Origin of the sequence: Blautia hydrogenotrophica DSM 10507 (assembly GCF_034356035.1) — a bacterium.
Taxonomy (GTDB): Bacteria; Bacillota; Clostridia; order Lachnospirales; family Lachnospiraceae; genus Blautia_A; species Blautia_A hydrogenotrophica.
In genome coordinates, this window is the sequence record NZ_CP136423.1 from 661,814 (window position 1) to 675,131 (window position 13,318).

Annotated in this window: 15 protein-coding genes and 1 pseudogene; 14 read left to right on the forward strand and 2 right to left on the reverse strand. The window is 52.5% G+C overall.

All coding sequences use genetic code 11. The features are described 5' to 3' along the window. Window positions 1-82: 82 nt before the first annotated feature. The 8 genes and pseudogenes from tnpA to BLHYD_RS03220 form a co-directional block, all read left to right on the forward strand. A pseudogene (tnpA, locus tag BLHYD_RS03185) lies at window positions 83-358 on the forward strand (IS200/IS605 family transposase); the annotation flags it as partial. A 200-nt stretch (window positions 359-558) separates the two neighbouring features. Next, a complete protein-coding gene (locus BLHYD_RS03190; RefSeq protein ID WP_040350523.1) occupies window positions 559-834 on the forward strand; it encodes a head-tail connector protein in 276 nt (91 codons plus the stop codon). Then, window positions 834-1,166, forward strand: a complete 333-nt coding sequence (locus tag BLHYD_RS03195) for a phage head closure protein (RefSeq protein WP_005947628.1) — start codon at window positions 834-836, stop codon at window positions 1,164-1,166. Before BLHYD_RS03190 ends, BLHYD_RS03195 begins: the two co-directional genes overlap by 1 nt. Window positions 1,167-1,168: 2 nt before the next feature. Next, window positions 1,169-1,552: an HK97 gp10 family phage protein gene (locus tag BLHYD_RS03200; protein ID WP_005947630.1), complete on the forward strand. Its 384-nt coding sequence runs from the start codon at window positions 1,169-1,171 to the stop codon at window positions 1,550-1,552. Next, window positions 1,545-1,862: a hypothetical protein gene (locus BLHYD_RS03205; protein ID WP_005947631.1), complete on the forward strand. Its 318-nt coding sequence runs from the start codon at window positions 1,545-1,547 to the stop codon at window positions 1,860-1,862. The genes BLHYD_RS03200 and BLHYD_RS03205 overlap by 8 nt, the downstream gene beginning before the upstream one ends. Window positions 1,863-1,867: 5 nt before the next feature. Continuing rightward, on the forward strand, window positions 1,868-2,476 hold the full coding sequence (locus BLHYD_RS03210; protein ID WP_005947632.1) for a major tail protein: 609 nt from the start codon (window positions 1,868-1,870) through the stop codon (window positions 2,474-2,476). After that, a complete protein-coding gene (locus BLHYD_RS03215) occupies window positions 2,473-2,847 on the forward strand; it encodes a hypothetical protein (protein WP_005947633.1) in 375 nt (124 codons plus the stop codon). The genes BLHYD_RS03210 and BLHYD_RS03215 overlap by 4 nt, the downstream gene beginning before the upstream one ends. Window positions 2,848-2,849: 2 nt before the next feature. Further along, on the forward strand, window positions 2,850-3,008 hold the full coding sequence (locus BLHYD_RS03220; RefSeq protein WP_196795174.1) for a hypothetical protein: 159 nt from the start codon (window positions 2,850-2,852) through the stop codon (window positions 3,006-3,008). A 51-nt stretch (window positions 3,009-3,059) separates the two neighbouring features. Here the strand turns inward: BLHYD_RS03220 and BLHYD_RS03225 are convergent, their stop codons facing one another. Both BLHYD_RS03225 and BLHYD_RS03230 read right to left on the reverse strand, forming a co-directional pair. Further along, window positions 3,060-3,389 (reverse strand): type II toxin-antitoxin system RelE/ParE family toxin, encoded by a 330-nt coding sequence (locus tag BLHYD_RS03225; protein WP_005947635.1) that lies wholly within the window; start codon window positions 3,387-3,389, stop codon window positions 3,060-3,062. Continuing rightward, window positions 3,386-3,703: a type II toxin-antitoxin system RelB/DinJ family antitoxin gene (locus BLHYD_RS03230; protein WP_040350463.1), complete on the reverse strand. Its 318-nt coding sequence runs from the start codon at window positions 3,701-3,703 to the stop codon at window positions 3,386-3,388. The genes BLHYD_RS03225 and BLHYD_RS03230 overlap by 4 nt, the downstream gene beginning before the upstream one ends. A 96-nt stretch (window positions 3,704-3,799) precedes the next feature. Here BLHYD_RS03230 and BLHYD_RS03235 point away from each other — a divergent pair, with 96 nt between their 5' ends. From BLHYD_RS03235 to BLHYD_RS03260, 6 genes are read left to right on the forward strand one after another with little or no spacing between them, the layout of a single operon-like run. Further along, window positions 3,800-6,808 (forward strand): phage tail tape measure protein, encoded by a 3,009-nt coding sequence (locus tag BLHYD_RS03235; protein WP_005947639.1) that lies wholly within the window; start codon window positions 3,800-3,802, stop codon window positions 6,806-6,808. Then, complete coding sequence (locus BLHYD_RS03240) at window positions 6,805-7,455, forward strand: hypothetical protein (protein ID WP_005947641.1); 651 nt, start codon at window positions 6,805-6,807, stop codon at window positions 7,453-7,455. The genes BLHYD_RS03235 and BLHYD_RS03240 overlap by 4 nt, the downstream gene beginning before the upstream one ends. Beyond that, window positions 7,452-8,909: a phage tail spike protein gene (locus BLHYD_RS03245; RefSeq protein ID WP_005947643.1), complete on the forward strand. Its 1,458-nt coding sequence runs from the start codon at window positions 7,452-7,454 to the stop codon at window positions 8,907-8,909. The genes BLHYD_RS03240 and BLHYD_RS03245 overlap by 4 nt, the downstream gene beginning before the upstream one ends. A 16-nt stretch (window positions 8,910-8,925) precedes the next feature. Next, a complete protein-coding gene (locus BLHYD_RS03250; RefSeq protein WP_040350465.1) occupies window positions 8,926-10,740 on the forward strand; it encodes a hypothetical protein in 1,815 nt (604 codons plus the stop codon). Window positions 10,741-10,754: 14 nt separating this feature from the next. Next, the gene (locus BLHYD_RS03255; RefSeq protein ID WP_005947647.1) at window positions 10,755-11,300 is read left to right on the forward strand and encodes a hypothetical protein; all 546 of its coding nucleotides are present in this window, start codon (window positions 10,755-10,757) and stop codon (window positions 11,298-11,300) included. Window positions 11,301-11,327: 27 nt separating this feature from the next. Then, complete coding sequence (locus tag BLHYD_RS03260) at window positions 11,328-13,238, forward strand: DUF859 family phage minor structural protein (protein WP_260784480.1); 1,911 nt, start codon at window positions 11,328-11,330, stop codon at window positions 13,236-13,238. The last annotated feature ends 80 nt before the right edge of the window (window positions 13,239-13,318 follow it).

The following is a 13,318-nucleotide window of genomic DNA, read 5'->3' on the forward strand; positions in this document are numbered from 1 at the left end:
TTGAGCGAATTGGAGCTTTTCGCTGATCCGAAAAACGGAAATTCGCGAAACAAAGAACCACCCGCTTTGCGGGTGCGCGTCGATTCATATGTTGGTAAGTATCCCGCCGAAGATTAGTGTGTCTTCGTTTATGGGATATTTAAAGGGGAAAAGTGCGCTTATGATATTCGACAAGCACGCAAACTTAAAGTACAAGTTTGGGAACCGCCATTTCTGGGCGGAGGGATATTATGTCAGCACAGTAGGATTAAATGAAGCGACGATAAAAAAGTACATTCAAGATCAGGAAAAACATGATATTGCAATGGACAAGTTAAGCGTAAAAGAGTACGAAGACCCTTTTAAGGGTAGAGGCTAAGTAGTAACAACACCCCTTGAGGGGTAGCGACGCGTCAAAAGCAATTAGGCTTGAACGGAGCTGCGAGAAATGTGTGAAAACACATTTCTTGTAGCTAAAAGTGAAAGCCAGCGCCTTAAGACGCTGGCCTAGCAACATGGGCTTATAGCCCCAGAACAAACCACCCGTTGGACGGGTGGTTCTGATTGGAGGTGAGGATGATGGTGGTAACGCTGGAAGAGATGAAACAGTATCTCCGGGTCGATTATGAAGATGATGACCAGTTGATTACAGGCTTTATAGCATCTGCGGAGCAGCTTTGCCGGGATATCCTCCGGGCTGATGAAACAGCGGATTTGGAAAAGGATGAGACCGTAAAAACTGCTGTTATGTATGCAGCCGCATATTTTTATGAACACCGGGAGGAAGCGGACCACCATGACTTGGCTCTGACAATCCGCTCCCTCTTGTTTGGCTCAAGGAAGGAGGCTTTCTGATGAAAATTGAACTGTTGAACGTCAGGATTTTCATTTCAAAGAATACGGTGGTCACGGATGCCATCGGAAACCGCCGGAATGAATGGAAGCCTTTCTATACCTGCTATGCGACTGTCAGCGGCGAAGCCGGGAAGGAGCAAACGGATGCAGGAATGGTAGTAGATGATTCCAGCATTGATTTTACGATCCGGTGGTGTAAGAAAGCAGCGGAGATCGATTCTACCCATTTCCGTGTGGAGTTCAATGGGGAACTTTACAACATTGCCGCTGTGGATCACATGAATTACAGACGCAAAAGCATCAAGCTGTCCTGTGAGAAAGTGAGACGGTAAGGATGAGCAGAGGAATTGCAATCAGCCAGCTTTCTACGGCGGTGATGGAGGAATTGGAAGAATATGCGGATCTGGCTGCGGAAGATATGAAATCTGCGGTAAAGAAAGCGGCGGCAACCGTCCGGAAGGATATCGAAGCCAGCGCACCGAAGGATACCGGGGACTATGCGAAAAGCTGGGCGGTAAAGACCACAAAGGAAAGCTCCAACGCCATGCAGGTAACGGTGCATTCCCGGAACCGGTATCAGCTTGCCCATCTGCTGGAGTATGGCCATGCGAAGCGGGGCGGCGGACGGGTGGCTGCAAGGTCTCACATCGTCGATGCGGAAAAGGCCGGTATCGAACAGCTGGAGCGCGAGATTGAGAGGAGCCTGACGAATGGATGATGTGGTAAGACTTTTAGAGGAAACGGGCGTCCCTTTTGCTTATGACCACTTTGCGGAAGGGGAATCCCCCGATCCTCCGTTTATCTGCTACCTTCTGCCCCAGAGCGATAACTTTTCCGCAGACGGGAAGGTTTATCTGAAGGTCAGCAGCGTGAATATCGAACTGTACACAGACAGTAAGGAGCTGGATGTGGAACAGAAGCTGGAAGCCGTGCTGGATACGCACGGTATTTTTTATGACAAAACAGAGGTCTGGATTGAGAGTGAAAAGCTCTATGAAGTCCTTTACTCGTTTGAAATGGAGGTTTGATTTTTATGGGAAACAAGGTCAAGTATAACTTGAAAAACGTCCATGCCGCCAAGCTGACCGAGACGGATTCCGATGGTACGACTACCTTTTCGTATGCGGAACCAAAGGCAATCCCCGGTGCGGTGAGCATCAGTCTGGATGCGGAGGGCGAAACCAGCCCGTTCTATGCGGACGGTATTGTGTATTTCCGCAGCGTGACCAACAACGGCTACAGCGGTGATCTGGAGATCGCCCTGATCCCGGAGTGGTTCCGCACAGAGATTTTGCAGGAGAAGCTGGATGCAAAAGGGGTGCTGGTCGAAAACAGCGGTGTCGGGGAGAGCGTGAAATTTGCCCTGCTCTTTGAATTTGACGGGGATGTGAACGCTATCCGACATGTGCTGTATAACTGTTCTGCCTCCCGCCCGTCTATCGAGTCGGAGACGAAGGAGGACACGATTGAGCCGGGTACGGAGACGCTGTCGATCACGGCCGATCCCCGTTCCGATGGATTGGTGAAGGCCAGAACCGGCGATACCACAGATGCTGGGACTTATGCGAACTGGTACAAGACTGTGTATATTCCTACCGAGGAGGAACCGAAGGAAACAAGTGGTCAGGGAGGTAGCGTATGATCAAGCGTGAGATAGAAATCAGTGGGAAAAAGGTTCCCTTCCGTTCCTCTGCCACGATCCCCCGTCTGTACCGGGCAAAGTTCAAGAGGGATATTTTCAAGGATCTGTCTAAGCTGGAAAAATCCTATAAGGGTAAGACGGAAAACGGTGAGGAGTTGCAGATCGAGGATCTGGAGATCTTCGAGAACGTGGCCTATGTGATGGCCTATCATGCCGACAACAGCATACCGGCGAATATTGAAGACTGGCTGGATCAGTTTGATATGTTTTCCATTTATGAGGTGCTGCCGCAGATTCTGGAACTGTGGGGTGAGAACCTTGTGACGGATGTGACGTCAAAAAAAAGATTGGCAGAAGTGAGCGGGAAATGACCATGCCGCTGTTCCTTCTGCGGAGTGTGGAACTTGGGATTTCCATCCGTGATCTGGATCTGCTCACGATTGGGCTGGTTCTGGATATGTGGACGGAAAAAGCCAATGACGGCGTGAAATATAAGAGGCTTGCCACTCAGGAGGACTTTGACAAATTTTAAGCAGAGAAAAAGCGTCGGTCGGAATCGGCGCTTTCACTCTCTACTGCAATATTAAAAGTCAATGGTTTCTTCCAGCTGACGGTTGATATCCATCCCGCCGTAAAGAATACGGGCGATGGATACCGTGTGCGTTTCATTGTTTACGGTATAAAACAGCAGATAGTTTTTTACCGATATAAAACGTACACCCTGACTGTGCCAGGGTTCTTCTTTATAGAGCGGATTTCGCTCCGGCATGGTTTCAAGAGACCGTACGCTTTGCATGATCTGCTGGGACATATTGCGGGCGGTATCCGGGACAAGAAGCGAATAGGCAATGTATTCGTAAATGTTTTTTAAATCCTGCTGGGCTTGAAAGGTATAAACGATCTTCATTTTCATATGCCGTATAGTCTCCTCATTTCTGCGTCTACTTCATCTGCGGAGACAACGCGGCCTGCTGCGATATCATCCATACCTTTTTGGAGTTCCATATCAATCTGCTCTTTCGTCATACCGCCGATTGCAACCGGTTTTGCAGCCGGAAGTCTCATATCAAACGGTATGCCGCGATGGAGAACGACCTGCTTTAGGAACATTCCGATTGCATTCGACATAGGAATCCCAAGCTGGTTCAGAATCGCCTCTGCCTGTTCTTTTGTTTCAGGGTCTACTCTCGTATATACATTTGCGGTTCTGGATGCAGTTCGTGCCATGATAATCACCTCACTTTGATTTTCTGGCTTTATTATATCTCTTTTGATTGCTAAAAGCAATACAAAAGCAGTTATTTTACAAAATGTTCATTTTTTATGAGGGAGGTGAAAGCTGTGGCAAACCGTATCAAAGGTATCACAGTAGAGATAGGCGGCGATACCACTGGTCTTGACAAAGCGTTAAAGAGCGTCAATTCTTCCATCACGAAAACGCAGTCTGCCTTAAATGATGTGAACCGGCTCTTAAAACTCGATCCTTCCAATACGGTGTTGGTGGCGCAGAAACAGGAACTGCTGGCGCAGGCGGTGAGCCAGACGGAAGAAAAGCTGTCGGCGCTGGAAGCCGCACAGGAGCAGGTGGCCGCAGCCTTTGCCCGTGGGGATATCGGGGCGGATAAGTATCAGGCGTTCCAGCGGGAGATCGAGGAGACCCGTGGAAAGCTGAACAAATATAAGGCTGACCTTTCCGATTTGCAGACGGAGCAGGATGCCCTTTCCCAGAACACGGCACGGCTGGAAAAGCTGTTTGCCGCTACGGGGACAGAGGTGGATGATTATGCGGATATCCTTGGCAGTCGGCTGACTTCAGCGATTAAAAACGGGACTGCCAATTCTGATCAGCTGCGGACGGCCCTTGAGAAGATCGGGAAGTCCGCCACAGGCGGTAAAGCCGATATCCGACAGCTGACAGACGCTCTGGATACTGTGGATGACGGGCAGGCGATCCAAAACCTGATCCAGCAGCTGAACGAAGCCGGGGACGCTGCGGAAAATACAGCGGACGATGTGGGCCAGATTGCGGAAAATACCAAGGGCGCTGCGCTCATGCAGGCGGCGGATCAGCTGTCCGCCGTGAGCGATAAGATACAGGAAATCGGCGATAAGGCGCTGGATGCCTATACGGATACCGAGAGCGCAGTGACCAAGGTGAATGCCTACTTTGGCGAGACGGGACAGGCTGCGGAGCAGTCCGCCAACGTGATTAAAAACGTGTACTCCTCCGGTGTCGGCGAAAGCATGGATGCTGTGGCCAATGCAGTTCTGATGGTAAAGAAGAACCTTGGCGATTTGAGCGAGACGGATCTCACCAACCTGACCCAGCAGGCGATCACACTGGAAGAACTGTATGGAATTGATATGAATGAAACCCTCCGGGGTGTCAATTCCCTGATGCAGCAGTATGGACTGACGGCGCAGGAAGCGATGGATTACATCGTGGTGGGTACTCAGAACGGTTTGGATAAGACCAATGAGCTGGGCGATAACCTTTCTGAGTATGCCGGGAAGTTCGCACAAGCTGGCTATTCTGCCTCGGAGTATTTCCAGCTTTTGGATAACGGCCTGAAGAACGGCGCTTACAATCTTGACAAGGTCAACGATGCCATCAATGAGGTGACCACCCGTCTGGTGGACGGCACCATCGGGGAATCCATTGGGATGTTCTCCACGAAAACACAGGAATTGTTTACCTCCTGGCAGAATGGCGGCGCTACGCAGAAACAGGTCATAGACTCTATCGTAGCAGATATTGCCGGTTGTACAAACCAGCAGGAAGCCTTAAACCTTGCGGCACTGGCCTTTGGCACCATGGCCGAGGACGGGAACCTGAAATTTATTACTTCCCTGACTTCGGTGGGAAGTACCTATGACAGTGTAAAAGGTTCCGCACAGGGGCTGTTTGATGCAACGACCACACCTATGCAGGAGATGGAATCCAACACCCGGAAGCTGCAGCAATCCCTTGTTCCTCTGGGAGAGAAACTGGCGGAGATTGCTAATACGATTCTGCCGCCGCTGGTTGCGGTGATCCAGACGGTAAGCAGCTGGTTCCAGCAGCTGCCGGGGCCGGTGCAGAACTTTATCGTTATTCTTGGGGTGTTACTTGCAGCCTTTACAGCCCTGACTCCGGTCATTGCGGCCTTGGCGGTTTCCGTAGGCGCGTTGAATATCTTCCTTCTGCCGATCATTGCTGTGATTGCGGCGGTAGCGGCGGCCATTGCCGGGATCATCGCCATTATCCAAAACTGGGGTGCCATCACGGAGTGGTTTGGGAACCTGTGGAATACCATCTGCAATGGGATTGGCACCATGATCGAGAGCGTGAAAACGTGGTTTTCCAACCTCTGGACGCACCTGCAGAATGTCTGGAACGGCATCTGCAACGTGGTGCAGACGGCCGTGATGCTGCTTGGCTCCATTATCCAAGGGGCTGTGGACATCATCACGTTGCCGTTCCGGTTTATCTGGGAGAACTGCAAAGACATCGTCACTTCCGTCTGGAATGGGATCAAGGATACGGTCAGTTCCGTGCTGTCGGCTATCTCTGGTGTGATCTCCAGCATTATGGGGGCGATCCAGAACGTGATCAGTTCCATCTGGAACGCCATCAGCAGTAAGGTGTCCGCAGTGGTGAACGCCATCAAAAATACCGTGACCTCTGTCTTTAACGCCATCAAGTCGGTGGCTTCCACTGTCTGGAACGGGATCAAATCGGTGATCTCCACGGTGGTGGATGGGATCAAGAGCAAGGTTTCTTCCGTATTCAATGCGGTAAAAAGTACGGTATCCAGTGTATTCAACGGGATCAAAAGTACCTCTACTACGGTGTGGAATGGGATCAAGACTGCCATCACGAAGCCCATTGAAGCGGCAAAGAATACGATCAAAGGGATCGTGGACAAGATCAGCGGTTTCTTCTCCGGCATGAAGCTGGAACTGCCAAAGATCAAGCTGCCCCATTTCAAGATCACGGGTAAGTTATCCCTTGCTCCGCCGAGTGTTCCCCACCTGTCGATTGACTGGTATAAGAAAGGCGGTATCCTGACGAAACCGACCATCTTTGGCATGAACGGCAGCAGTCTGATGGCAGGCGGCGAAGCTGGACGGGAAGCGGTTCTTCCTCTGAAAGGCTTTTACCAGCAGCTGGAAAATATTTTATCCAGCAGAATGAATACCAGCGCAATGGAGAAGTATCTGGCGATCATTGCAGAGAACAGCTGCAAGGGGCTGTATCTGGATGACGGGACGCTGGTGGGGCATCTGCTCCCTGCCATTGACAGCGGCCTTGGGAAAACACAGAAACTGCAAAGGAGGCTGAGCCTATGAGACCAGATGTGAAAATCAATGACCTTTGGATGTATGCAATGGGCTGGCTCCGGGAGGAGATCGATTTTCCCACGCCGCAGTCGCAGACCAATACGGTGGTGGTGCCGGGGCGCAATGCCCCGATCCGTTTTACCGAGGCGCTGGGGCGGGTGTCCTACCAGCCCCGGAGTTTTACCATTACCCTGTCCATGCTGGGGAGCCGGGAGAAGTTCAATCAGAGGAAGGACATCCTTACCAATCTCTGTGCCGGACAGCTGTGTCAGGTGATTTTAAGTGAGGAGCCGGATCTGTATGCTGTAGGTACCTTGGAACTGGAGCCAGCCTACGATCCTCTGACTGGGAAAGGCCAGATGGTGCTGTCCTGCTCGGACGGGGATGCCTACCGGTACCATACGGAAGAAACGGAAGTTTCCATTACCGGGGGCGGCACGGTGATCCTGAATAATGACTACATGCCTGTGGTGCCCACGGTGATTACGACAGTGGAGACGGCGCTCAGTTGGAGTATCGGTGAAGATGTATTCAAGAAGTCTGTCAGCGCCGGGACGTGGACGTTCCCGGAACTGGAACTGCAGGAAGGGCAAAACTCGGTTAGCATTACGGGAGAAGGCACGACCACCTTCCGGTACCGGGAGGGACGCCTATGAGTTTGTTTCGAGTGTTTGTGGACGGGCAGCTGTTTTACCACCCCCATCTGTCCCAGCTTTCCATCACGGAGGCAAAGGTACAGGAGGATGCGGAGAATATCGACAGCCTGACCCTCTCTGCACCGTTCAACCATCCCTATCTTTCTTCCATTCAGCCGATGGCTTCCACGATTGTATGTAAGAAGGATGATCTGACCGTCTTTGAGGGGCGGGCTTTGGATGATGGCACGGATTTTTATAACACCCACACATGGACGTGCGAGTCCTGCCTTGCGTATCTGAAGGACACGATGCAGCCGCCGTTTTCCTATCAGGGGCCGCTCCGTGGACTGCTGGAGCAATTCCTCGCCGTGCATAATGCTGCCGTGGAGGAGAAGAAGCAGTTCACTCTTGGTACTGTAACGGTTAAAGACAACAACGACTATATCAGCTACAGCAATTCCGATTACTCCGTGACGCTGGACGCGATACAGGACAAGCTGATCAAAACGCACGGCGGCTACCTGCAGGTGCGTTATACGGAAGATGGGAAGGTGCTGGATTATCTGGAGGACTTCCCTGACCGGTCATTACAGACGGTGGAGTTTGGAAAGAACCTGACCGATGTGAAGATCACCCGTGACCATACGGAGCGGGTGACGGCGCTGATCCCGCTGGGAGCGAAACTGACGGAGACCGATGAGGACGACAACGAAACCGAGACGGAAACCCGGCTGGATATAACGGCGGTGAACGATGGCAAGAACTATGTGTATGATGCGGAAGCGGTCGAAGAAATCGGCTGGATCTGGACAACTGAAGTCTGGGAGGATGTGACGCTGGCGGGAAACCTGCTGCGAAAAGCCAATGCCCGGATCGCAGAACTGGCCAAAGGCGTCACCAGTATGGAACTGACCATCGTAGATGAGTCCGATACGGGTGCGGATATCGGGGATATCCGGGCAAGGATGTATGTGCGCTGCATTTCTAAACCCCACGGGATTGACGGGACATACCTGTGTCTCAGCCGGACACGGGATTATCTTGACCCTTCCGGCAATACCATCACCATCGGGGCTGCAGGCGTCCGGCTGACTTCCCAGTCTGCCAAACAAGACCAGAACATCACTTCCATTGAAGATGACCTGCTGGGGCAGACTTCCAAGATCGAGGTGATTACGGGGAAAGTGGATCACATCAATGCCCAGAAGATGTACCGGACAGAACTGGTGGTGGATGGGGTGAATATCTTCCGGGATAAGGGGCAGAAAAGCATCCTTCGCTGCCGGGTGTATTCGTGGGACAAAGAGATCACGGATACCCTTCCGGCCAGCAGTTTTGTCTGGCACCGGAATTCCGGCCGGGAAGACCTCGATGCCGACTGGGACAGTTCCCATACGGGCATGAAATCCATCACAGTTACCACGGAAGATGTGACGGACAACGCATCATTTTATTGTGAAATCACGATTTAAACAGGAGGAGATGAACATGGCAATTTTAACTTCCAGCCAGCAGACCTTTGTGGATATCACAGACCAGAGGAAACTGTCAGCTTATATTACCTCCAATCTGCCCAAGTCGCAGATTGAAGACCCTAATGTGCTGCCCCATACCTATGCGCCGGACTGGACCAGCACACCTTTGACCCTTACCCCGGTGGTGTTCCTCGATCAGACCAATCTGGCGCTGGACGCATCGGGGCTTACGATTTCGTGGAAACGGAAGGAGGGAAACGGAGCAGAGGCGGCGCTGACCTCCGGGGAGAGCGTTTCCAAAGGCGTCCTGACGGTCAATGCCAATAAGCTGGCGGCAGCTACATCTGGTATGCTCACCTATCTTTGCTATATCAGCTATTACGACTCGGAGACGAAGAATACCGTCAATATCTCCGCTGATATCACCTATACGCTGATCCGCAATGCACAGAACGCCAAGCTGGCCTATCTGTCTGCGGACACCTATGTGTTTAAGTACGATTCCAATTCTTCTCTGGTCGGGGCCAAGCAGGCAACACTGACGGCACAGGTGCAGGGTGTGACGATCACGGCATGGCAGTATAAGGACAGTGCTGGGGAATGGAAGGATTATCCTACCACGCCGGACAACGCCAGCATTTCCGGCGGCACCTTGGTAGTGAAACCAGAGCATGCGGTGTTCTTTAACGGAGTAGCCCAGATTAAGCTGGCTACGGATGACCCGGATGTGTATGATACCACTTCCCTCACGAAGATCTATGACGGCTCTCAGGGGGAGCCGGGAGCTGCCGGAATCGGAGGGCTTTCTGTCATCCTTGGGAATGAGGCGCAGAATATCGCCTGTACTTCCGGGGGCTTGGTAGCAACGGCTACAGAGGTAACCATTCTCTTTATGGGATATTTGGGGATCACACAGACCGCCTGTACCTGTACGGTAGGGACACTGCCCTCTGGGGTGACGGTCAAAAGCAATACCGCTGCGACTGCTTCCAGGGCCGGGTCAGTGGTGCTGACCTTTGCCGCCAATGCGACCCTTGGCGGGGCTACGGTCTTAAATGGCACGATTGACCTGACCTTTACCATTTCCGGAACTTCTGTGGTGAAGAAGTTCGCATGGACGAAATCCAACAAGGGCAGTAACGGGGCCAGCGGTGCCAATGCGATTGTGTTCTCTGTGTATGCGCCGGAAGGCACGGTAGTGATCAACCAGAGCGGCAGCCTTGCGCTGGCGGCAGTTGGCTATGATGGCGCTTCAGAGATTACCACGGGAGCCACTTACCAGTGGGCGAGATACACAGGCGGCGAATGGGAGAATATCAGCGGCGAGACCTCCTCCACCCTGTCGGTGTCCGGGGCGGATATCGTGAACATCCAGTCCTACCGCTGCACGATGACCTATAAGGGCAATACCTATGAGGACGTGATCACGGTGGAAGACAAATCCGATCCGTATGTGTCGGAGATGCTTTCCATCGGAGGTTTTACGGTCAAGAACAATCTCGGCGGTGTGGTGCCTTATGTGATCGTCCGTACCAACCAGAAGGAAGTCGATCCATTGCTTGGAAATATCTCGGAGACCGCCCCGTCCAATCCAAAGGAAGGGGACTTCTGGTATCAGGTGGATCACTCCGGGCAGACAGTGACCCTGATGAAGTATTCCGGCACGGCGTGGGCGGCTGCCACGGAAAAGCAGTCCCTGACCTACACATGGTATGCGCAGGACAAGGACGGACACGCTGCAGAGTTTGAGAAGACCGGGAAGGTGATCTACCTTTCCGCTTCGGACATCGACAGTATCCTGACGCTGCAGTGTGATGTATCGAATTAACGGGAGGTGATCGCATGGCGCTCATCACCAGCTGTCAGGCCACCTTCCAGAACTTTTCCGGCTATGAGGATGACATCGCTTCCTTGGAGGAAAACATCCGGGAATGCTACTCTGAGATCACCAAAACCTCGGAGCAGATCAACTCGTCCGTCCGGGAAGAATTCATTTCCCGCTCGGAACTGGAGGCGATTCAGAAGGATTTTGAGACCAGCATTACCCAGAACAGCACGGAGATCCGGATGGATTTCACGGCGATCACGGATGAGATCAAAGAAAACGTCTCTACGAACCAGCTGCTCTTGGAGGAGTATATCCGGTTTAAAGGGGCGCTCATTGAACTGGGGAAGGTGGGGAACGCCTTCACGGCAGAACTTTCCAACGAGGAACTGGCCTTTAAAGAGAATGGGCAGAAGATCGCTTATATCTCCAACCAGAGCCTTGTGATTACCAATGCGGAGATCCGCAACAAGCTGTCCCTTGGCAATGAGAGCCGGGGGTGGTTTGATTTTATACCGAGAACCAATGGGAACCTCTCGATCAAGTGGAGAGGCCCGGTCTAATCTGAGAAAAGGAAGGGGGTGAGGACAATGGCATCCAGCGGCAGTTTTTCCGGTTCCATCCGGGATGGACATTATAAGCTGCGGGTGGACTGGTCGCAGAGCAAGAATGTCTCTGCCAATACGTCTACGATTACCTGTAAGCTGTATCTGGTCAATGACTGGAGTTTAAGCATCAGCGGGCGGAGCGACAATACCTGCACCATTGATGGATCGGCGCAGACGTTTTCCTCCCCGGCGATCAGCAGTACGGGAACACATCTTCTGGCAACGGTATCGAGGACGGTGAACCACGCCAGTGATGGCAGTAAGACCTTGACGATTTCCGCTGTGTTCCAGATCCGGGCGACCATCAGCGGAACGTATTACGGGACAATCTCGGCCAGCGCTAACATCACGCTGGACAGCATCCCCCGTGCCTCCAGTGTATCCGCCGGGAACATGACGCTGGGATCTGCCGGGAAGATCAATATCAGCCGTGCTTCCTCGTCCTTTACGCATACGCTGACCTATTCCTTTGGCAATACCAGCGGGACGATTGCGACCAAGACAACGGCTACTTCCGTATCATGGACGCCGTCATTGTCGCTGGCAAACCAGATCCCGAATGCCACCAGTGGCACCTGTACGATTACCTGCACCACCTATAACGGGAATACGAATATCGGCTCCAAGACCTGTACGCTCAGTTTAAGCGTCCCGGCCAGTGTGAAACCCACCATTTCCAGTCTGACCGCCTCACGGATTGACGGGGAGGTGCCCAGCACGTGGGGGCTTTATGTGCAGACCAAGTCCAAGGTGAAACTGACGATTAATGGGGCGGCGGGAAGTTACGGTTCCACGATCAAGTCTTACTCCATTACGGGCGGCGGATACAGCGGTTCTGCATCTACGCTGACCACAGGTTTCCTCAACAATTCAGGGACAATCACGTTTAAAGCAACGGTAACCGATTCCAGAGGAAGGGTATCGGCGGAGGCTTCTGTTTCCATCACGGTGACCGCCTATTCCTCGCCATATTTTAATTCTTCTCTGTCCCAGCGGTGCTTAAGCGACGGGACGCTGGACGATGACGGGACATATATCCATGCGCTCGTATCCTTTGGCTATTCGACCTGCAGTGGGAAGAATACCCTCAAAACCTCCGGCCAGTACAAGCAGGTATCAGCGGAGCAGTGGACGGATGCCGGGGTAACCTTTGCCTCCAATACGGCCTTCACTTACGGCAAGGGGCAGATCTCTACGGAGACCTCCTACGATGTGCGCTATACCTTGGAAGATGCTTTTTCCAGTATCTCTGTGCAGGAGATCGTCTCCACAGCCGCTGTGGTCATGGACTTTAAGAGCGGCGGCAAAGGTGTGGCGATTGGAAAGGTATCGGAAAGGGATAATACCTTTGAGGTGGCCGAGAACTGGGATGTGAAGGTCTATGGGATGCTCCTGAAAGAATATATCCAGCAGTTCGCCAAAACGATGTATCCGGTAGGCAGTATCTATATGAGTACCAAGTCTACCAATCCCTCCACCTACTTTGGAGGTACTTGGGTGGCTTGGGGCAGCGGCCGGGTGCCGGTGGGAATTAACACATCGGACAGCAACTTCAATACGGTGGAAAAAACCGGTGGTGCATCCACGGTGGCACTGACTACAGCGCAGATGCCAAGCCACAGCCATGCCAAAGGTTCTCTGGCCACGGCGAGCGCCGGGGCGCATACGCACAATATCCAGAACCAGAAAGCTCCGTGGGGCCTTGACGGTGGAGGCAACCGATGCCTTGTAGACGCAACGTCCGGATATACGGCAGTGACCAATAAAACCACAACCTCTGGAGGGGCGCATACGCACACCATTTCCGGTTCTACGGCGGCAGCAGGTTCCGGCAGCGCCCACAATAACCTGCAGCCCTATATCGTTTGCTATATGTGGAAGCGGACAGCATAACTTCATATTTTTTCTGGAAATCAGCGACTGTTCTTCGGAGCGGCCGCTTTTTTCATACCAACATTTCAAAGGAGGAACGC